This is a genomic window from Actinomadura madurae (genome assembly GCF_900115095.1).
GTDB lineage: Bacteria > Actinomycetota > Actinomycetes > Streptosporangiales > Streptosporangiaceae > Spirillospora > Spirillospora madurae.
Genome location: NZ_FOVH01000005.1, coordinates 92,057 through 111,919 on the forward strand (window position 1 = coordinate 92,057; position 19,863 = coordinate 111,919).

At 74.6% G+C, this 19,863-nt stretch carries 16 protein-coding genes; 10 read left to right on the forward strand and 6 right to left on the reverse strand.

Features of this window, described 5'->3' with window-relative positions:
* Positions 1–5: 5 nt before the first annotated feature.
* Genes BM339_RS51410 through BM339_RS16545 form a run of 3 tightly spaced genes read left to right on the forward strand, consistent with a single transcriptional unit; the run spans position 6 to position 3,719 of the window.
* Positions 6–1,190 carry a hypothetical protein gene (locus BM339_RS51410; protein WP_024935596.1) on the forward strand — a complete coding sequence of 395 codons (1,185 nt, stop codon included), beginning with the start codon at positions 6–8 and terminating at the stop codon, positions 1,188–1,190.
* Complete coding sequence (locus tag BM339_RS51415; protein WP_075021416.1) at positions 1,187–2,182, forward strand: glycosyltransferase; 996 nt, start codon at positions 1,187–1,189, stop codon at positions 2,180–2,182. The genes BM339_RS51410 and BM339_RS51415 overlap by 4 nt, the downstream gene beginning before the upstream one ends.
* Positions 2,166–3,719 carry a glycosyltransferase family 39 protein gene (locus BM339_RS16545; protein WP_177287707.1) on the forward strand — a complete coding sequence of 518 codons (1,554 nt, stop codon included), beginning with the start codon at positions 2,166–2,168 and terminating at the stop codon, positions 3,717–3,719. Before BM339_RS51415 ends, BM339_RS16545 begins: the two co-directional genes overlap by 17 nt.
* Here the strand turns inward: BM339_RS16545 and BM339_RS16550 are convergent.
* A complete protein-coding gene (locus BM339_RS16550) occupies positions 3,701–5,167 on the reverse strand; it encodes a family 43 glycosylhydrolase (RefSeq protein WP_075021418.1) in 1,467 nt (488 codons plus the stop codon). The two genes, BM339_RS16545 and BM339_RS16550, sit on opposite strands and share 19 nt — an antisense overlap.
* Before the next feature lie 116 nt (positions 5,168–5,283).
* Here BM339_RS16550 and BM339_RS16555 point away from each other — a divergent pair, with 116 nt between their 5' ends.
* Positions 5,284–6,780 carry a sulfatase family protein gene (locus BM339_RS16555; protein ID WP_075021419.1) on the forward strand — a complete coding sequence of 499 codons (1,497 nt, stop codon included), beginning with the start codon at positions 5,284–5,286 and terminating at the stop codon, positions 6,778–6,780.
* Between the two features lie 120 nt (positions 6,781–6,900).
* Positions 6,901–10,140, forward strand: coding sequence for a beta propeller repeat protein (locus BM339_RS16560; RefSeq protein WP_143118458.1), 3,240 nt, complete (start codon positions 6,901–6,903; stop codon positions 10,138–10,140).
* 25 nt (positions 10,141–10,165) lie between these two features.
* Here BM339_RS16560 and BM339_RS16565 read toward each other — a convergent pair whose 3' ends face one another.
* Positions 10,166–11,128 carry a glycosyltransferase gene (locus BM339_RS16565; protein WP_021599827.1) on the reverse strand — a complete coding sequence of 321 codons (963 nt, stop codon included), beginning with the start codon at positions 11,126–11,128 and terminating at the stop codon, positions 10,166–10,168.
* A gap of 158 nt (positions 11,129–11,286) precedes the next feature.
* A complete protein-coding gene (locus BM339_RS16570; protein ID WP_075021421.1) occupies positions 11,287–12,726 on the reverse strand; it encodes an LCP family protein in 1,440 nt (479 codons plus the stop codon).
* Positions 12,727–12,868: 142 nt separating this feature from the next.
* Here BM339_RS16570 and BM339_RS16575 point away from each other — a divergent pair, with 142 nt between their 5' ends.
* On the forward strand, positions 12,869–13,810 hold the full coding sequence (locus tag BM339_RS16575) for a DUF6177 family protein (RefSeq protein WP_220126541.1): 942 nt from the start codon (positions 12,869–12,871) through the stop codon (positions 13,808–13,810).
* 73 nt (positions 13,811–13,883) lie between these two features.
* Positions 13,884–15,299, forward strand: a complete 1,416-nt coding sequence (locus BM339_RS16580) for a DUF1266 domain-containing protein (RefSeq protein ID WP_075021422.1) — start codon at positions 13,884–13,886, stop codon at positions 15,297–15,299.
* Between the two features lie 81 nt (positions 15,300–15,380).
* Here BM339_RS16580 and BM339_RS16585 read toward each other — a convergent pair whose 3' ends face one another.
* A complete protein-coding gene (locus tag BM339_RS16585) occupies positions 15,381–15,884 on the reverse strand; it encodes a hypothetical protein (protein ID WP_075021423.1) in 504 nt (167 codons plus the stop codon).
* Positions 15,881–17,524, reverse strand: a complete 1,644-nt coding sequence (locus BM339_RS16590) for a CpaE/TadZ family protein (protein ID WP_075021424.1) — start codon at positions 17,522–17,524, stop codon at positions 15,881–15,883. The genes BM339_RS16585 and BM339_RS16590 overlap by 4 nt, the downstream gene beginning before the upstream one ends.
* A gap of 193 nt (positions 17,525–17,717) precedes the next feature.
* On the opposite strand from BM339_RS16590, the gene BM339_RS16595 reads away from it, so the two are divergent.
* Positions 17,718–18,563, forward strand: a complete 846-nt coding sequence (locus BM339_RS16595; protein WP_143118459.1) for a flagellar basal body-associated FliL family protein — start codon at positions 17,718–17,720, stop codon at positions 18,561–18,563.
* 27 nt (positions 18,564–18,590) lie between these two features.
* On the opposite strand, the gene BM339_RS16600 is transcribed toward BM339_RS16595, so the two are convergent.
* A complete protein-coding gene (locus BM339_RS16600) occupies positions 18,591–18,905 on the reverse strand; it encodes a hypothetical protein (RefSeq protein ID WP_143118460.1) in 315 nt (104 codons plus the stop codon).
* 255 nt (positions 18,906–19,160) lie between these two features.
* Here BM339_RS16600 and BM339_RS16605 point away from each other — a divergent pair, with 255 nt between their 5' ends.
* Together BM339_RS16605 and BM339_RS16610 are read left to right on the forward strand one after the other, a co-directional pair.
* On the forward strand, positions 19,161–19,562 hold the full coding sequence (locus BM339_RS16605) for a YbaB/EbfC family nucleoid-associated protein (RefSeq protein ID WP_075021425.1): 402 nt from the start codon (positions 19,161–19,163) through the stop codon (positions 19,560–19,562).
* A complete protein-coding gene (locus BM339_RS16610) occupies positions 19,559–19,861 on the forward strand; it encodes a WXG100 family type VII secretion target (protein ID WP_075021426.1) in 303 nt (100 codons plus the stop codon). The genes BM339_RS16605 and BM339_RS16610 overlap by 4 nt, the downstream gene beginning before the upstream one ends.
* Positions 19,862–19,863 lie beyond the last annotated feature (2 nt).

Genomic DNA, 19,863 nt, shown 5'->3' on the forward strand with positions numbered 1-19,863 from the left:
CGCACATGGGGGACCAGCCAGCCGGGAAGTCCGTCTACCTGCACGTCGGGGCGCCGACCGCGGGCGCGGCCTTCCTGCACCGGGTGCTGTGGGCGAACCGGCGGCGCCTCGGCGACGCGGGCGTCTGCTATCCGGTCGCGGGGCCGCAGGAGCACTTCGCGGCGGTCATGGACCTGCGCGAGATGAGCTGGGGCGGCCACCGAGACCCGAGCTGGGACGGCGCGTGGGACCGGATGGCCCGGCGCGCCCGCGACTGGGACGGCCCGACGGTCGTCTTCTCCCAGGCCCTGCTCGGCGGGGCGACAGAGCAGCAGGCCCGGCGGGCCGTCGAGGCGCTGGAACCGGCCGAGGTGCACATCGTCTTCGCGACCCGCGACCTCGGCTGGCAGCTGATCCTCGACTGGCAGGAGCAGATCCGGCACGCGCACACCATCACCTTCGAGCGCTTCGTCGACGACCTCGTCGCCCGCGGCTTCGACGCGCCCGAGCCGTACGGGGAGATGTTCTGGGGGCTGCACGACGCGGTGCGGGTCCTGCGGGCGTGGGAGCCGGCCGTCCCGAAGGAGCGCGTCCACGTCCTCACGCTGCCCGCGCCCGGCGGGGGCCCGGGGCCGCTGTGGGACCGGTTCCGCGCGCTGACCGGCATCGGCGACGGGGTGTGCGACCTCGGCGGCATCGCCGCGGACGAGCCGCTGCCGGCGACCGAGGCGGAGCTGCTCCGCCGGCTGAACGAGAAGATCGGCCCGGCGCTCGGCGGCGACTACGAGCGGATGGTCCACGAGCATCTCGTCGGGCACGGCCTCGCCGGGGACGGCTCGGACCGGATGGGCCTGCCCGCGCGGCACGCCGAGTGGGCCGCGCGCCGGACCCGCGAGCTCGCCGACTCGCTCCGCGCGTCCGGCTACGACGTCGCCGGGGACCTGGAGGAGCTGACGACCTCGCGGGCCCCGGAGGCCGGCATGCTTCCCGGCGACGTCCCGGACGAGCTGATCGCGGTCGCGTCCGTCGGGGTGGTGGCCCACCTGCTGGAGGAGCTGACCCTGGCGCGCGAGCGCGTCGGGCTCGCCCATCTGCAGAGCGAGATGGCCGGCGTCCGGGAGAATTTGGAGCGGCTCACCGAGGCCGCCGCGTCCCCGTCACCGGCCCTGCAGCGCGCCGCCCGGCGCGCCGCCGGCAGGCGCGCCCCGTGACCGCCGGGCCGGGAGCCCGGGGCGGGCCGCCCGTCGCCGCGGTCGTCGTCACCCACGACCGGCGGGACCTGCTGGAGGAGGCGCTGACCGCGCTCGGCGCCCAGACCCGCGCCCCGGACCGGATCGTCGTGGTCGACAACGCGTCCGCCGACGGCACCGCCGAACTGGTCGCCGACCGGTTCCCGGACGTGGACCTCCTCGTCCTGGCCCGCAACATCGGCGGGGCGGGCGGGTTCGGCGCGGGCATCGCGCGCGCCCTGGACGGCGGCGCCGCGCTCCTCTGGCTGCTGGACGACGACACGGTGCCGGAACCCGACGCCCTCGAGATGCTGCTCGCCGCCCGGGAGAGGGCCGCGACCGGCGAGGACGGGCCGCCCGCGCTCGTGGCCAGCCGGGTCGTGTGGACCGACGGCCGCGACCACCCGATGAACACGCCCCGCCCCAAGCCCCGCGCGACGGCCGCCGAGACGCGGATCGCCCGCGCGGCGGGCTGCGTGCCGATCCGGTCCGCGTCGTTCGTGTCCGTGCTCGTCGACGCCGCGGTGGTGCGGGAGCGCGGGCTGCCGGTCGCCGACTACTTCCTGTGGAACGACGACTTCGAGTTCACGACGCGGCTCCTGCGCGGGCGCCGCGGCCTGCTGTGCCCCGGCAGCGTCGCGGTGCACAAGACCAGGGCGTTCGGCGGGACGGACGCCGACCCGGGCGACCGCTTCTTCTACGAGGTGCGCAACAAGATCTGGCTGTTCACCGGCAGCCGCGGGCTCGCGCCGCCGGAGCGCGCCCTGTACGCCGGGTCGACGCTGCGGCGGTGGGCCCGCACCTTCGCGGCCTCCGGCGACCGGGCGGTGCTGCGGCGCGCCGCGGTCCGCGGGGTCCGGGAGGGCCTGTTCACCCGGCCGAGGCCGACCGCCGCGGTACTGCGCGAGGCCGGGGTCGGACCGCCGCCCGACGACGGCCGCGTCGATGGCCGCGCCCATGGTCGGGACGGCTAGCCGGCCGCGGACCGGCGCCGGCCGGCGGGCGCGCCGGCTCGCCGGGCCGGGGATGCCGCTGGTCCCGGCGGCGGTGACGCTCGCCGTCGCGCTCGCCGGCATCGGCACCCCGTCGCTGTGGCTGGACGAGGCCGCCACGATCAGCATGACGACCCGGTCCTACGGCGACATGCTGCGCGTCTTCCCGCATCTCGACCTCGTCCACGCCCTCTACTACCTGGTCATGAAGCCGTGGGTGGCGGTGTTCGGGACCGGCGAGACCGCGATGCGGCTGCCGAGCGCGCTCGCCATGGCGGCGGCCGCGGCGGGCGTCGCGGTCGTCGGCCGGCGCTGCGCCGGACCCGCGGCCGGGCTCGCCGCCGGGCTGGTGTGGGCCGCCGGCCCGCAGACCAGCAGGTGGGCGCAGGAGGCGCGGTCCTACGCCCTGACGGCCGCGGTCGCGGTGCTCGCGACGTACCTGCTCGTCCGCGCCCTGGACCGGGACGAGCGGCGGCCGTGGCGATGGTTCGCGGGCTACGCGCCCGCCGTCGCGGTCCTGGGTCTGCTGCATCTGCACGGCGCACTGCTGCTGGCGGCGCACGGGGTGACATTGCTGCTCACCCGTCCCAGGGCCGGGACATGGGTGCGCTGGCTCGTCTCCGCGGTGGTGGCCGCGCTGCCGCTCGCGGCCCTGGCGATCGCGGCGCAGGACCAGAAACGCCAGGTGACATGGCTTCCCGACCCGTCATGGAAGGTCGCCTGGACGCAGGTGCAGTTCCTCACCGGGGGCCATGACCTCGTCGCGCCGGTCGTCGCGCTCGTCCTGGCCTGCGTCGTGGTGGACGCCGTGCGGCGCGCCCGCCGCTCCGATGACGCCCGCCCCTCGGGGACCGCCTCCCTCACGGCCGTCGCGCTGCCGTGGGCCGTCCTGCCGACCGTTCTCCTGCTCGCCGTCTCCGCCCTCGGCGACCCGATGTTCTACTTCAGGTACACGGTCTTCTGCCTGCCCGCGATGGCGCTGCTGGCCGGCGGAGGGATCGCGGGGCTGCTGACGGCGGCGCGCCGTCCCGCCGTCCAGGCCGCCGTGGCGGTGGCGGCGGCCGCGGCGCTCACCGCCCCGGCCGTCCAGGACCACGAGTCCCTGCGGCGGCAGGACAGCCGCCCGGAGAACATGCGCGAGGCCGCGGACATCGTCCGCTCCCACGCCCGCCCGGGGGACGCCGTCGTCTACCTCGCGGGAAGCGTGCGCTGGAGCGCCGCCACCTACCCCGGCGTGTTCGGACGGCTCCGCGACGTCGGCATGCGGACGGACCCGGTGACGGCGGCGAACCTCAAGGGCCGTGACACCTACCCGCGCGACCTGCCCCGCATGCTCGCCCGGGTGAACCGGGTGTGGGTGATGAACCACCGGTCCCTCGACCCGCACGACCCGATCATCGATCGGCGGGAGCAGGCCGTGCAGGCGGCCGGCCCTTGGCGCCCGGCCGGAAACTGGGCGTACCGGGGCGGGTGGCTCGTCCTGTTCGAGCGGACGGCCCCCTACCGCAGCTCCAGGTAGTCGATCTGCCCCTGGCCGTTCAGGCGGCGGAGGCCGAGGGTGCTCCAGCCGGCGGCGAGGTCGACCGTCGCCGTGACGGACGTCCAGCCGGCGCCCTTCGTGGCGTCCAGCCGCACGGACGTCGCGGCGTAGCCGTTCACCGACACCTCCAGGTCCGAGGCGCTCCCCGACCGGTTGGCGTACTGCGTCCGGACCGAGTACCGGCCGGCGACGGGAGCGAACACGGGCACGTCCACCCGGCAGTCGTCGCGGGTGAACGGACCGATGGCGCCGCCACCGGACGCGTTGGGCCGGCCCAGCGCCGACACGCAGCCGTTCAGCCGTGCCCGCTCCGCCTCGTACCGGACGGGCACGCCCCGGACGACCGGCCGGGCGCCGTCCCAGCCGAGCCGGGCGACGTACATGCCGCGGGTCACCTTCGAGCCGCCGTGGTGGTCGAGGATGCCGTGGAAGACCAGGTAGTCGCCGGTCTCGTCGCCGAGGACGTCCGCGCTCCCCGGGCCTTCGACCTTCCCGCCGTACAGGCCGGTGGACTGGACCGCGCCGCCCTTCTGGTAGGGCCCCTCGATGGACGAGGCCACCGCGTAGCGGGTCTGGTAGTTCGACTGGAAGTACCAGCCCGCCGAGTACAGCAGCACGTACTGCCCGCCCCTTCGGACGAGGTCCGGCGCCTCGACGAGGACGGGTTCGTCGGCGGCGCGGCCCATGATCTGCTTCGGCGGCCCGGCCAGGCCGAGCCCGTCCGGGGTGAGCCTGACCAGGTAGATCGCGGCCGTCTTCCGCTCGTCGGTCTTGTACAGCAGGTAGCGGGTGCCGTCCTCCTCGATGTAGGACGCCGGGTCGATCGCCCCGCCGAGGTCCAGCGGGCACACCAGCGGCCCGCCCTCCTGCGGGACGAACGGACCGGCGGGCGACGAGGCGGTCGCGACGCCGACGCACTGCTCGTCGCCGTCCTTGCGGCGCGCGGAGAAGTACAGCAGGTACGACCGGGACCCGCCGCGCGGCGGGACGACCTCGGGCGCCCACGTCCACCCCGCGGCGGCCCAGGCGGGGAGGCGGGCGAGACCGTCACCCGGCGACACCCTCCAGGGCCCGGTCGGCGACGGGGCCGTCGCGACGGGCATCGTCGCGTCGGCGTTGTTGGTGCCGTACGCGAAGTACGTGCCCGCCACCTTGATCACGGTCGGGTCCGCGAACGAGCCGTCGATCACCGGCTCGGCGGGCGAGTAGCCGGGCGGGTCGATCGCCGCCGCCGAACCCGCCGGGCTCGGCGGCGGCCCGGAGGCCGTGCCGTTCCGGCCGGAGGGCCCCGCGTCCGGGCCGCCGCGCGACGGCCCGCAGGAGACGGCGAGCCCGACGACCAGCGCGACCAGGGCGCTGATCGCGGCGCCCGCGACCAGCGGTATCAGCGGCGCGATCACCTGCGGGTCCCGGACGGTCCTTCTCATGGCACCCCGCATCATGCCAACAACCCGCACGCGACGGCCAACCCCGCCGGGTACACCGGCCACCGCCCGGATCGTTACGCTTGCCCGGCGATCGCATCACGGAAGGGACACGGACGTTGATCCGACATCGGCGGCTGGCGGCCGCGGTCTGCCTGGCCACCGCCCTCGTCCTGAGCGGTTGCCTCTTCCAGGGTGAGGAACGGTCCGGCGGCTCCAAGGGCGGCAAGGCCCCGAAGAAGCCGAACATCGTCTTCGTCCTCACCGACGACCTCTCCTGGAACCTCATCGCGCACATGCCGCAGGTGCTCCAGATGCAGCGGGACGGGCTCACGTTCAGCAACTTCATCATGGCGGACTCGCTGTGCTGCACGTCCCGCGCGACGATCTTCACCGGCCGGTATCCCCACAACACCGGGGTCCGCACGAACTTCCCGCCCCAGGGCGGCTACGAGGTGTTCAAGGACAAGGGCGGCGAGCAGGCGTCCTTCGCCCCGTCCCTGCAGAAGGCCGGGTACAGGACGGCCCTGCTCGGCAAGTACATGAACGGCTACCAGCCCAACGACACCCAGGGCGGCACGAAACCCTACGTGCCGCCGGGCTGGAGCGAATGGTACGTCAGCGGCAACGGCTACCCCGAGTACAACTACAACCTGAACGAGAACGGCCGCCTCGTCCACTACGGCGCGAAGCCGGAGGACTATCTGACCGACGTGCTCGCGAACAAGGGCGTCGAGTTCCTCAAGCGGTCGGGCGGGTCCGAGCAGCCGTTCTTCATGCAGATCGCGACGTTCGCGCCGCACGGGCCGTTCGTCCCCGCGCCCCGGCACACCGCGAAGTTCGGCGGGTTGAAGGCGCCCCGGTCGCCCGCGTTCAACGAGGCCGACATCCGCGACAAGCCGTCCTGGCTGCGGTCGCATCCGGCGCTGCGGAGACCGGGCCTCGCCCGCATCGACGCGGGATACCGGGACCGCGTCCGCATGGTGCAGTCGGTGGACGAGATGATCGGCCGGATCCGGACGACTTTGAAGGACCTCGGCCTCGACCGCGACACCTACGTCGTCTTCGGGTCCGACAACGGCTTCCACATGGGCGAGCACCGGCTGGCGGGCGGGAAGATGACCGCGTTCGACACCGACGTCCGGGTGCCGTTCGTCGTCACCGGACCGGCCGTCCCCGCTGGTCGGAGCGCCCGGGAGATCGCGCAGAACACCGACCTGGCCCCCACCTTCCAGGACCTCGCCGGCGTGCGCCCGCCCGCGGCGACCGACGGCCGGTCGCTCGCCCCGTTCCTGCGCGGCGCCGCTCCCCCGGACTGGCGCGAGTCGGCGCTGGTCGAGCACGTGAAGCCGCCGCCGTCCCCGCTGGACCCCGACCGGCAGGACTCCGCGCCCGGCGCTCCGACCACCTACAACGCGATCCGCAACGACGACATGCTGTACGTGGAGTACGAGGACGGCGAGCGCGAGTACTACGACAGAGCCCGCGACCCCTACGAGCTGAACAACATCGCCGGCACGCTGACCGAGCAGCGGCGGCGGCACCTGTCGGACCTCCTCTACGCGCTGACGCACTGCTCCGGCGGCGGCTGCACCGCCGCGGGCCGCAGCCGCTGAGGAAGTTCGGTCCCTTATGCGCCGCTATCATCGCTGACGACCCCCGGATCGCAGCGCGAGGTGCCGCCGCGGGTTTCCAGGGTGAGTCGAGCAGAGTGAACGGATGCTGGGAGAGCGGGTGTGACTGCAACCGGAAAGCCGGACGACGAGCACGTGGGTGAGCGTCCCGAGCCCGGGCAGCCGGCTCAGACCCCGCCCCCGCCGCGCTGGCTGGACGACCAGGGGGCCCCGTCCGAACCGCTGCTCCCCGAGGACGACCCGGAGGACGACGTCGAGGACGACCTCGTGGACGACCCGGAGGACGACCCCGAAGAGGACGACCTCCCGGAGGAGCCCGCGGACGACGCCCCCGAGGACGTCCAGGCGCGCTCCCCGGAGGCTCCCCCCGAGGACCCCTCCGACGACTCCGAGGACGGCGCGGACGCCCTGCCGGCCGACCGCACCGTCGTGGATTTCAAGCTCAACGAGACCCTGCAGACGGTGATCCTGCCGAAGGGCCGCAAGGCCGCCGCCGAAACCGAGACCGCCTCGGAGACCGGCTCGGAAACCGACGCGGAGAACGCGGCCTCGCCCGCCGTTCCGGCTCCGGCGGCCGAGGCTCCGGCGACGTCCACCGACATCCCGGCGCCGCCGCCCTTCCCGTACGGGCAGGAGATGCCCGACGTGACGAGGGTCGAGCCGATCGCACCGCCGCCGTTCCCGTACGGGCAGGACATGCCCGACGTGACCCGCGCCGAGCACCTGGCCCCGCCGCCTCCGGCACCCCCCGCACCGCCGCAGCCGCCGCCGAACGTCCCGCCCTCGCAGAGCCCGCCGGCCCACGAGCCGTTCCCGTACGCGCAGGAGATCCCCGGCACTCCGCCGCGCCCGCCGGCGGAGCCCTTCCCGTACGCGCAGCAGATCCCGGGCGCGCAGAGCGCCCCTCCGCCCGCCGAGCAGTTCCCGTGGGCGCAGCAGATGCCGGGCACGCCGCACCCCGGGCAGGAGGCCGCCCACCCGGTCGCGCCGCCGCCGGTGATCGAGGAGCCGTGGCGGACCGGAGGGCCGAGCGGGGGCCGCCGCAGAAGCGTCAAGAAGCCGCTGCTCATCGGCGCGGCCGGGCTGGCCGTGGTGGCGCTGGCCGCCGCGGGCGTCCTCGTGGTGCCCGGCCTGCTCGGGGGTGACGACGGCGACGGCGAGGCGGGCGCCAAGCTGGCCGGGTCGCTGTTCCCGGTGGACGGCGCGGCCCGCACCGACGGCCGCGACCAGCAGGTCACCGGCGTCGCGGCGCTCGGTTCGACGGTGGTCGCGGTCGGCGGCGAGACCGACCCGCAGGACTCCCGCGGCCTGTTCCTCGTCTCCACCGACGGCGGGCGCACCTTCGAGTCCGTCGCCCAGCAGGACACCGACGGCGGCGTCGCACCGCCCGGCGGCGTGCCCGCGGCGGTCGGCGCCTCGTCCCGCGGATGGGTCGCCATCGGCCACCGCGCGGGAGGCGCCGGCGCGGTGTGGACCAGCGAGGACGGCAAGGAGTGGCGCCGGCAGCCCGACGCCGTCGGCGACGTCTTCGGCGCGAACGACCGGGTCACCCGGATCGTCGGCACCGGCGGCGGCTTCCTGGCCATCGGGCAGAACTCCCCGAAGGGCGACTTCAGCGACGCGCGGCCCGCCGCGTGGCTGTCGGCGGACGGGCGCCGCTGGGAGGAACGGGTCGACGATCAGATCGGCCTGCAGGTGCAGAAGGGCGACCTGGCGCTGGTCGAGGCCGCCGCCGCGGGCGACGTGATCCTGCTGGAGGGGCTCATCACGCCCGATTCCCGCAAGCCCGGCCCGTACCGGAAGGTCTGGCGCTCCGAGGACGGCGGCCGGACGTGGGCGACGTCCGAGGTGCCGGTGCCCAAGGGAAGCCGCGGCCTGATGATCGGCGGCGGCGAGGCCGGGTTCCTGGCGATGCGCGAGATGAAGGCGTCCGGCAAGCTCTTCGGCCAGGCCTACGCGTCCAAGGACGGCCGGTCGTGGACCAAGGCCGGGAAGCTGGCGCCGTCCGGCTACGGGCGGACCAGCGGCATCGCCTCCGACGGCCAGGGCTTCACGGCCGTCGTCGTCCGCGGCGGCGACGTGCTGCTGTCGCGCTCCGCGAACGGCACCGCCTGGAAGGACGCCGGGACCGCCGAGTCGAAGGCCGGACGCGAGGTGCTCGGCGCGGCGGCGGCGGGCGGCCAGACGGTCCTCGTCGGCCGCGAGCCCGGCGGCGGCGACACCGACCCGATGCTCGGCGTCTGGGACGCGTCCGGCACCGCCGTCCCCGTCGACCTGACGAAGATCCCCGGCGCCATCCGGCCGGACCACGCGGTCCGGGCGGTCGGCGCCACCGGGAGCCTCGCCGTCGCGGTGGGCAGCGCGAGCGGCGACGCCGCCGCCTGGTCGTCGGCCGACGGCGCCTCCTGGAAGCCCGCGCAGGGCCTCGGCGCCGCGTTCACCCGGCCGGGGCCGCAGCAGCTGAACGACGTCGTCGCCGGCGGCGCGGGCTGGCTGGCGGTCGGCTACGACCAGGCCCCGGCGCGCCGCCCCCTCGTGGTCACCTCGAAGGACGGCGCGACGTGGCAGGCCGCCGACACCGCGCCCGCGTTCGGCGCGGGCCGGGGCGGCGCGCCCGTGACCTACGCCGCCGCGGCCGGCTCCGCCGGATACGTCGTCGTCGGCACGGAGGGCTACTCGGCCGCAGCGTGGTCCTCCACGGACCTGAAGAGCTGGTCCAAGGGCGCCGGCGCCGACGCGAAGGCGATGACGGGCAGCAAGAACGCGACGCGCTGGATGCTGGACGTCGCGGCCGGTCCGTCCGGGTACGTCGCCGTCGGCGGAAGCCGGGACGGCAAGGGCAACCACCCCTCGGTGTGGGTGTCGCCCGACGGCAAGCAGTGGACGCTGCAGGTTCTGGAGCTGCCGGCGTCCGGCGTGACCGAGGGGCATCTGACCCATGTCGCGGCCAAGGGCGACACGCTCGTGGCGGCGGGCATCGCGGCCACGCAGAGAGGCCTCGACTGGCTCGGCTACGTCTCCACGGACGCGGGCAGGACGTGGCGTCCGCTGGAGTCTCCGAGCGGCGAGACCCAGGCGACCATCACCGCGCTGACCGCGACCCCGAAGGGCTTCGCCGCCACCGGCACCACCGGGCGCGCCGGCGCGACCGACGTCGTGTCCTGGACGTCCGCCGACGGCGCCTCCTGGCAGGCGGCCGCGCCCGGCGGCACCGGCCTCGGAGGCGTCGGCGACCAGCAGATCACCGGGCTGTCGGTCTTCGGGGACTCGCTGCTCGGGGTGGGCCGCAGCGCCGACTCCCGCGGCGGTCAGCCCGTCCTGTGGAGCCGCCCGGTGCCGTGACGGCGTCCCGCCCCGGCGGGCCGCGTCACTGGTCGAGGTGCGGCGGGGCGGCCTCGACGCCGGGCAGCCCCTCGGCCGCGGGCCGCGCGTGCCGGGGCGTGTAGGCCGGGGGCTGGGGCGTGACGCGGGCGTCGTCGCGGTCGCGCGAGCGGTTGCGGCGGGCGCCGTAGGGGGCGACGACGGCGCGGTAGAAGGGCTTGCGGATCACGGTGGGGACGAGGCGGTAGCCGCCGCGGACCATCACGTTGCGCCAGTACTGGGGCTGGGAGATGAAGCCCTCGCGGAGCATCTCGCGCTGCAGGCGCAGCTCGGAGCGGAGCAGGTCGCGGCCGCCGCGGCGCTCGTAGGCGCCGTCGCCGACGCGGTAGTAGACGAGGGGCTCGGCGAGGTTCACCATCCGGGCGCCGGCCGCGATCATGCGGACGAACAGCCAGTAGTCCTCCATCAGCGGGAGGTCGCCGTAGCCGCCGGCGGCGATGACGGCGCTGCGCCGGTACACGACCGTCGGGTGGTTGAAGGGGTCGTGCAGGCGGGAGTAGCGGGCGATGTCGGCGGGGTCGCTCGGCGGGGTGCGGCGGCCGACGATGTCGGTGATGTCGGTGCCGAACTCCAGCAGGCCCGCGCCGACGAGGTCGGCGCCCGCGCGGACCAGCGGCACCTGGAGCTGGAAGCGGTGCGGCATCGCGACGTCGTCGGCGTCCATGCGGGCGACGATGTCGTGGCGGGCGGCGTGCAGGCCGGCGTCCAGCGCGGGGCCGAGACCGCGGTTGTGCTCCAGCCGGACGAACGACACCTCGACCTCGCCGGTGGCGGCGAGTTCGTGCAGGCACCGGGCCAGGTCGGCGGACACGGGGCCGTCCTGGACGAGGACGACCTGGTCGGGGCGGAGCGTCTGGTCGTGGACGGCGCTGCGGAACGCGTCCCGGACGTGCTCCGCCCGATCACCGCCGTAGACGGTCATCAAGAGGGTGAAGGGCTCGGGCTGCATGCGTCCGTCCGGGGGGAGCGTGGCGGCCGTGGAGCCCTGTGCGGGGGGTGACTCCGGGCCAGGAGGTCGGGGGGATCGGTTGTGGGGCGTCCTACAAGGGACGCTTTGGTCTGGTCGATGGTTGGCGCGGGCCAACATACCGGGGGGACATGGCCGCATCAGGTCTTGGCGCAGATATCGCGGTCCGCCCTGATCTCGCCGGCGAGTTTCGGCACGGTCGGGGAGAGCCCGCGCAGCTTGGCGCCCTCCCTGCCGATCACCAGGTAGACGTGGCCGGGCCGGGCGGACGCCCAGGCGCGCGGCCGGGGCCCGGGGACCGCGATCGCCGTCCGGGCGGCCTGCCGCTCGGCGCCCGCGCCGTAGAGGATCTGGGTGCGGGGGTACTGCTTCCTGCTGGTGCCGACCTTGACGACCTGGAAGCCGCGCTCGCCGAGCTGGTCGGCGGTCCGCTGGGCGAGCCCCGCGGTGCCGGACGCGTTGAACACGCCGATCCTGACCTGTGCGGGCGGTACGGGCTGGACCCCGTTCTGCCCGGCCACCGGCGCCGGGGTCTGCTCGGGGAGCTCGTTGTCCTCCCGGACGGCCTTGAACAGCGGTTCGGCCAATGCCTGGTCGAACTGCACGCGGTTCTTGTCCTGCGGGTACGCCTGGACGGGCACGGTGACGAACCGCACCTTCCCGGCGCTCATCCCCCGCAGCGACCCGGCGAGCTTCTGCATCACCGACAGCGTGAGCCCGTCGTCGGCCTTGATGGACTTGGCGGCGGCGGAGAGGAAGCCGTAGGTGCGTCCCGGGTCGGTGAGCATGCCCTTGTCGGTGGCCTTCTTGACGACCGAGGCCATGAACGCCTGCTGCCGCTTGATCCGGTCGAGGTCGGAGCCGTCGCCGAGGACGTACCGGGTGCGGACGTAGCCGAGCGCCTGGTCGCCCCGGACGACCTGCCTGCCCGCCCGGAGGTGCAGTTCGGCCTTGGGGTCGTCGATGCGGCGCGGCACGCAGATCTCCACGCCGCCGAGCGCGTCCACGACCCGCTTGAACCCGGCGAAGTCGACCTCGATGTAGTGGTCGATGTGGATTCTGGTGAGCGACTCGATCGTCCGCCAGGTGCAGGCGGGGCCGCCGTTGGAGAACGCCGTGTTGATCATCCCGAACCGGGCCGGGACGGTCGCGCCGTTCTTCTTCTTGCAGGGCGGCATCTGCACCATCGAGTCGCGGGGGAAGCTGATCCCGATGGCGCTCTCGCCGCCGGGCGAGATGTGCAGCAGGATCGTGGTGTCGGAGCGCTGCCCGGCCTCGGCGCCGTAGCGGGCGTTCTCCCCCGCGCGGCTGTCGGAGCCCATCAGCAGGATGTTCAGCGAGTTGTTGAGCTTTTCGGGGCGGTCATCGCCGAGCCTGCCGTCGACGTCCTCGCGGTCGATCTGGCCGTCCAGCCGGCGCCAGAACCCGTACGCGGTGAGGCTGCCGGCGACGAGCACGACCGACAGCACGACCGAGACCCAGCCGAGCGCGCGCCAGAGACGCCCCCGCACCGGCGGCTCCGGTGGCGTCGGGGCGTCGTCCGCGTAGTACACGGGGGAGGGCGCGGCGGCTCGCTGCATCCGTAACATTTCAGCACAGATTGGACATGCGCCACGCGAGTCACGGTGAAGACGCCGGTCGGATGGCGATCGTCCGGCGGGCGCGGCCGGGAGGCGGGGTGGGCCCGGGGACGGGCGGCCGGTGACTAGACTCCCGGTCGAGATGAGCACCGTAGACGCGCTGACCGAGCAGGCCATGGTCGTCCTCCAGGACCGGCCCGTGGTGGCGCTGAGCGCCTGGCTGAACAAGGCACTCGGCGACTGCACCGGCAGCGGCCGCACTCTGCAGGTCGTCACGCCCCTGGACTCGCGGCTGTCGCTGCCCCTGCGCACCGCCGCGTCCGGGAACGACGTGCAGTGGGTGGTCCGCAACGGCGACGGCTACTACGAGGGCCTCACCGGACGGCCGCTGAAGTGGAGCGGCACGACGTTCGTGCCCGTCCCGGAGGCCCGCGACTACGCGCCCGGGTTCACCACCCGCCCGACGGCCCCGGTCGGCTCGCAGCTCACCCTCGTCTACCGGATCAGGCACGGCGCCGAGGGCGACCTCGGCGGGCCGGTCGAGCGCCTCCTGCAGCTGCTCACCGGCAAGTACCCGGCGGGCGTCGGCCCCGCCGAGCCGCTGGAGCACCCGTGGCGCCGCGACCGGCTCACCGAGTACGCGCGCGGGCGGTCCACCGCGCGGCTCATCGTCGGCGGCGACGGGCCCCGCCCGGCCCAGGCGATCTGCGACTACACCGCCAGCGAGGGCGGCGGCGTCGCGGAGGTCAGCACCGTCACGGTCGGCTACGCGCCCGAGGACCCGCCGCCGCTGCAGCACCTGCCGACCCTGGTCGGGGCGCTCGCGGCCGACCAGCCGGTGGCGTCGCTGTTCGTCCAGCTCACCCCGGGCCGCGCCGACCTCACCACCGAGCCCCGCTGGACGGGCGCGCCCGCCCCGGTCGCGCTGGCGGTCGCGGGGGCGGTGACCGGCCCGAACGGGCTGCCGGGCCAGCCGGTCGGCCCGCCGCGCGCGCCGCTGACGTTCTTCCCGCTGGGCGACGGCCGCTCGCAGGACGGCTGGCAGCGGCACAGCATGCTGATGCAGCACCTCCAGTCCGCCTGACGAGGGTCTAACCACCGCATATCGCACACAGGGGTGATGATCTACCCGTAAGGGATGATGTACGGTCCTGCCCATGGGAGAGGCCGGTCGGCTCGACGCGCTTGAGCGGGCCGTCGAGGGGACACTCGCCGAGGCGTCGCTGGAGTTCGACGGCGACGAGGCCGTGCTCCGCGTCGAAGGGTCGCTCGCCGTCACCACCGGCTGGTTCCTCGGGTTCGGCGCGGGCGGGGTGGCGTTACTGCTCGCCGGGGCCGTGCTCTCCCTGACCGGCATGCCGGACGAGGCCCGGTGGGCGCTCGCGCCCGGTGCCCTCCTGGTCACCCTGGTCTGCGCGTTCGTCCTGCTGCTGCGCTTCACCCCGATCGCCGGGCTGTGGTCGGACCTGGAGCTGCGGTTCGCCGAGCGGCAGATGGTCCACCGGCGGACGCGGATACCGTTCGGCGAGCTGCGCCCGGAACACCTGGTGTGGAAGAACGGCCGGTTCTTCCGGCGCCTCTACGTCCGGCACCCGGCGCTCCGCAAGCAGCTCGCCGGGTTCTTCGGCAGCGAGGAACGGCAGGCCGCGGAGTTCCAGCGGCGGCTCTGGGAGCTGATCCGCGCGCCCGGCGCCCTCACCCCGGGCTCCGGTCTCACCCCCGTGCAGCGCTGGATCATCGCGGCCGGCGCCCCCTACGGCGCCGTCAACGGCTTCCGGGTGGACCGGCTCGGCACCGCGCCCGGCGCCGCCGCCGCGGCCGATCGCCGCGCCGCGCACGAGCTGCTCCAGCAGCCGTGGGGCGCCTACGACCTCGAACAGCTCCTCGGCGCCGTCAACTGGCTCGTCCAGGACGGGCACCGCGCCGACTTCACGCAGGACGCCCGGCTCGCCGCCCGGTCCCCCGCCGCGCAGGAGGAGTACGGGACGCTGCTGCGCGAGGTCGACGGCCTCATCGCCCGCGACCGGCTCGAACCGCCGTTCGTCGAGCGGCTGATCGAGCTGGTCCGCGTCCGCTACGGCGACGAGGGCGGCGCGTACGCGCGGCTCGTCCCGCCGCTGCTGCGGGACGAGCCCGGCGCGGACGCCAGCGAGGAGGGCGCCGAGCTGGCCCAGTTCCTCCACCAGCTCTTCAACGACCGCAACCACGCGGCCGAGGAACTGCACCGGCTGAAGGCGCTCACCGACCCGGCGCTGCGCGCCAACGTGGGACGGTTCCTCATCTGGGACTACGGGCGCGCCCTGATGCTCTACCGGTGGGGCCACATGGTGGGGTGGCTGACCGAGGAGTACTGCTGGGAGCGGATGCTGCCGCTCGCGCTCGACATCCAGCGGCGGTACACGTCCTGGCGGGACATGGCCACCTGCTACCTGCAAGGACGGCTGCTGTGGTCGGGCGGCGGCGGGAAGGCGCAGGCCGAGTACGAACGGCTCATCGAGGAGCTCGCCACCGACCCGCGCAGCCCGTGGAACCTCGTCCCGTGGGACCTGGACCTCACCCGCGACTGGCCCTGACCCGGCCCTCACCTGGCCGGCCCTCACCTGGCCGGCCCTCACCTGGCCGGCCCTCACCTGGCCGGCGCTGACGCGGCCGGTCTAGCCGCCTATCACGCCGCCCTGGTACGCGGCGCCGCCCGGGTCGCCCGCCGGACCGGGGAAACCGCCCGGCGTGCCGCCCGCCGTGCCGCCTTCCGCACCGGGACCGCCCTGGCCGGACGCCCTCCAGCTGCGGGCCGGGGCGTCGGCGGCGCCCTCCGGGTACACCATGCCGCCGAGCCAGTGGACGAGCGAGTCGGCGAACTTGCGCGCGACCCGCTGCGCCTCGGGCACGTCGGCGACCGCGCGGACGTCCACCCACCAGACCGGCGTCATGACCCGGGCGGCGAACTCGGCGCCGAGCAGCCGGCCGATCTCGCCCTGCACCGACACCTGCACCGCGTCCTCGATCGACACCAGCAGCCGGCCCTCGCCGTCGTGCAGCCGCGTCGAGTCGGGCTCGCCGCCGCGCAGCTCCAGCGGCTCGCCCATCGCGATCATGCCGTCGGCGATGGCGTGCACGTCGGGACGGCGGCGCACCAGCGCGACCAGGTCGGTGCTCATCGCGTCACCCCCGCGGTCAGCGAGCGCGAGAACACCTCGTGGACGACGCGGGTCACGGCGGTCCGGGCGGCGGCGGAGACCCGGGACAGGTCGAGGGAGCTGCCGGTCGCGAGCTGCCGGTCGTACGGGACGGACACGACGGGCAGGCCCCACGCGGTGAGCATCTGGTGCGCCCGCTGGAGGTCGGCGCCCACCTGCGGCGCGTGCGAGACCATCGCGATGACGGTGCGCGGCAGGAGCGCCTGCTGGTTGTTGGCCGAGAACCACTCCAGCGCCCCGCGCGCGCTCAGCGCGCCGTCGACCGTGCCCGGGGTGACCAGAACGAGGCCGTGCGAGCCGGCGATGACGCCGCGGTTCACCTCGGTCAGGATGCCGGCGCCGCAGTCGACCACGGTCGCAGCGACGTACCGGCTGACCGCGCTGAGGGCGGTCTGGAACGTCTCCAGCGTGAACTCCCCCGCGATGCGCCCGCCGCGCGTGGAGGAGAGCACGTAGAGGCCGTCGGGGGTGCGGGTCAGGAAGCGCTCCGCCTCCTCGAACGTGTGCGGGTTCTGCGCGGCCAGGTCGAACAGGGACAGCTGCGCGTAGACGCCGAGCCGTAGCGGCAGCGAGCCCAGCTCGGCGTCGGCGTCGGCGGCCAGCACCCGGTCGGCGCGGTGCCGGGCCAGCTCCGTCGCGACGAGCGCGGCCATCGTCGTCTTGCCCGCGCCGCCGCGCACGCTCGCGACCGCGATCTGCCGGGAGCTCGGCACCGGCCGCTGCATCAGCTCGGCGAACGCGGCCTGCTCCCTGGCCTCCCGGGCGCCGCCGCCCATCGCGTTGCGGACGCCGCGGCCCATGCGGCGGGCGAGCGGGTCGCCGTGCTGGTTCTTGCGGACGAGGTCGCCGGCCGGGATCTGGTGGCCGGAGCCGACCTGCTCCGGCGGGACGGGGTGGGCGGGGGACGCGGGCGCGGGGGCGCTCGCCTCCGTGCTCTGCTCGGTGCCGCTCCCGGCGGTCGGCACGGCGCCGAGGACGGGGTTGACCGCCGCCTCCCAGTCGAAGTCGGAGCTGATGAGCGGCTCGACGTGGCCGGGCCCGCCCTGACCGTCCGGCGCCTGCTGCTGGGCCGGGGGTTGCTGCTGGGCAGCGGCCTGCTGGGCGGCCGCCTGCTGTTGCACGGCTCCCTGCTGCGCCGCGACCTGCTGTTGGGCGGCCTGCTGTTGGGCCGCGGCCTGCTGGGCGGCGGCCTGCTGCGCCGCGGCCTGCTCGGCCGCCTGCTGGGCGGCGACCTGCGGCTCGGGCGCGGGGAACGGCGGCTGCGGGGACGGATCCGGCTGCGGCGGGAGCAGGGGCTGCGGTTCCGGGAGCAGCGGCGCGGGGCCGTCGGGCGCCGCCTGCGCCTGCTCGGCGGGCGCCGCGAACGGCGGCACCTCGGGCGCGGCCTGCGACGCCGGAGACGCCGCGGCCTCGGCGGGCTGCGGGACGGGCGCCGGGACGGGCGTCGCGGACGGCTGCTGTTCAGGCGCGGGCAGGGGAGGCGCCTCCGCGCCCCAGGAGCCCTGCGCCGGGCCGTTCGGCGTCGCGTCGAGCCTCTGGAGTCCCCTCCGCGATACGCCGATCTCGCGGAGGACCGCCTGCTGCCAGCTGGAGTCGGACACCTGCCTCCCCTCTCACCGGCCAGCCTACGAGACACTCGTCCCCCCACGCACCGCGACGGAGCGCCTGACCCACGCCCCCCAGCCTAGGATCCGGACCGCACAGACGGCTCACCTGCACTTAAATCACCACGATCGGCCCGCTAGTCTGGCCCGATCCCATCGGCACCCCGCTGTGACACCGCCCGGAGCGATCATGAACCCCCCACCTTGGCCCGGCCAGCAGCCCGGCCCGGGATTCCCGCCGCCGGCCGTGCCTGCCGCACCGCCCCCGGCGCCGGCCGGCCCGCCGCCGCTGCCCGGCGGCCCCGGCGGCATCGGCGGCCCCGGTTTCCCGCCTCCGCCTCCACCGCGGCGCGGTGGAGGCGGCCTCGCCCTCTTCCTCATCATCGGCGTCATCCTCGTCCTGGCCATCGCCGGCTCGGGCGCCTTCCTCCTGCTCGGCGATGACGACGACGCGCCGGACCGGACGTCCTCGCTGCCGTCGGTGACGCGCGTCCCGTCCTACGAGGCGACACCGCCGCCGAGCCCGACCACCCGGTCCGGCGGCGGGGGCGCCATCGACCCGTCCGGCGTGCTGACCCGGACGATCGAGACGGCGAAGGGCAACACCTTCACGCAGGCGGGGACGCGCGTCGAGTCGTGCACCACCCGCGCCAACTCGGTGCTGCAGCCCGCGCTGCGCCGGCACCCGTGCGTCGGCAACATGTACTCGGCCGTCTACGCCAACCCGTCCAAGCAGATCATCACGTCGGTCTCGATCCTGAAGTTCGCCACCTCGTCGGACGCGTCCGTCATCAAGGGGTACACGAACCAGGAGGGCTGGCCGAAGCTGCTGACCCCGTCGGACGCCAGCGGGCTGCGGCAGCCGAAGGCCGACCCGGCGTACTGGACGCGGACCTGGACGCAGGGGTCGACCGTGATCTACGCCCAGTCGTACTGGGTGACCGGCGGGCCGACCGGCGGCCGCACCGGCAGCGTCTTCGCGACCGCCGGCGAGCTGGGCGTCGAGGTCACCAACACGCTGCTGTGGAGCAACTGATGGCGCGCGGGGCGGCCGGCCCGCCGGTCAGCCGCCCTGCCCCGTCCCCCGGCCCTGTCCGGGGGCCGTGCCCTGCCCGGACGCCGCGTTCTGCTTCCGCGCGGCGGCGGACTCGTACGCCGCCAGCGCCCGCTCCCCGCCGGGACGCAGCTCGAACCGGATGCCCCGATCGCCCTCGAACGGGTTCCGGTGGTCGAACCCGTTCCGGTAGATCTCGTTCGGCACTCCCTCTGGGAAGGCGTCGCAGTAGGGGATCCAGCGGTCGAGCGACGTCTGCGCGTCAGGGTTGGACCTCTTCTGCAGGCGCACGCAGGCGTCACAGATGTTCGGTCTCCTGCGCATCGTTCGCCACACCTTTCGCAGATCGTCCTGTCGGGTCGCGCGGCGCACCGCGCGATCCCCGCAGTGTTCCACAACGCCGGCGCCGTCCGGTGCGGGCGTCGCACCACGTCGGTGACGTGGACCGCCGTCACGGACAGTCCGGAACAGGTTGCGACAACGGCCTTGAAACCCCTATAAATGATCAATCCCTGTGTGTGTCTGTGATCGTGCGCGGTCGCGGGCTCTTTCAAGCTCCCGACGAACAGAGGGGTCCCTGTGCGCGCTGAATGGCAGGCGCATATCGACGAGCTCCTGCAGACCTACCAGGAGAAGCGCCGGCAGATCCAGGAGATGCAGTCCAATCTGGAGGCGATCGAGGCCGAGGCGGAGGCCGCCGACGGCATGGTCCGGGTGAAGGTCGACCGGCAGGGCCGGCTCACCTCGTTGGAACTCGACCCGCGCGTCCAGCGCAAGCTCGGCTCCGAGCAGCTCGCCGAGGCGATCATGGAGGCGACCCGGGACGCGCAGACGCAGGTCACCGACCAGATGCGCGCCGCCATGCAGGGCCTGGCCCCGGAGGGGGCGGCGGAGAGCGGCTTCGACATCGCCAAGCTGCTGCCCGAGCGTCCGGACGACATCGACGCCATCCGCGAGCGCCTCGGGATCCTGCCGCGATGACCTACGAATACCTCGAGGTCGACACAGAGGAGCTCAAGCGGTCCGGCAAGGGGTTCCACGACGGCGCCACCCAGCTCAAGGCCATCTACGACCGGCTCAGCTCGGCGCTGTCCGCCGAGGGACAGTGCTGGGGCTCGGACGAGACCGGCAAGACGTTCGCCGAGGGCTACGCGGACCCGGCCAAGAACGTCCTGGAGTCGTTCCCCAAGCTCAAGGACGGCCTGGAGGGCATCAAGAAGGGCGTCGACCAGATGGCCAAGACCTACAAGCAGGCCGAGGACGCCTCCAGGCTGAAGTGAGC

Coding starts and splice junctions, on each gene's coding strand:
- BM339_RS16580 (WP_075021422.1), top strand. CDS start 13,884: ATGGGAGAGGCCGGTCGGCTCGACGCGCTTGAGCGGGCCGTCGAGGGG.
- BM339_RS16610 (WP_075021426.1), top strand. CDS start 19,559: ATGACCTACGAATACCTCGAGGTCGACACAGAGGAGCTCAAGCGGTCC.
- BM339_RS16595 (WP_143118459.1), top strand. CDS start 17,718: ATGAACCCCCCACCTTGGCCCGGCCAGCAGCCCGGCCCGGGATTCCCG.
- BM339_RS16600 (WP_143118460.1), bottom strand. CDS start 18,905: ATGCGCAGGAGACCGAACATCTGTGACGCCTGCGTGCGCCTGCAGAAG.
- BM339_RS16585 (WP_075021423.1), bottom strand. CDS start 15,884: ATGAGCACCGACCTGGTCGCGCTGGTGCGCCGCCGTCCCGACGTGCAC.
- BM339_RS51410 (WP_024935596.1), top strand. CDS start 6: ATGGGGGACCAGCCAGCCGGGAAGTCCGTCTACCTGCACGTCGGGGCG.
- BM339_RS16545 (WP_177287707.1), top strand. CDS start 2,166: ATGGTCGGGACGGCTAGCCGGCCGCGGACCGGCGCCGGCCGGCGGGCG.
- BM339_RS16575 (WP_220126541.1), top strand. CDS start 12,869: ATGAGCACCGTAGACGCGCTGACCGAGCAGGCCATGGTCGTCCTCCAG.
- BM339_RS16550 (WP_075021418.1), bottom strand. CDS start 5,167: ATGAGAAGGACCGTCCGGGACCCGCAGGTGATCGCGCCGCTGATACCG.
- BM339_RS16570 (WP_075021421.1), bottom strand. CDS start 12,726: ATGCAGCGAGCCGCCGCGCCCTCCCCCGTGTACTACGCGGACGACGCC.
- BM339_RS16565 (WP_021599827.1), bottom strand. CDS start 11,128: ATGCAGCCCGAGCCCTTCACCCTCTTGATGACCGTCTACGGCGGTGAT.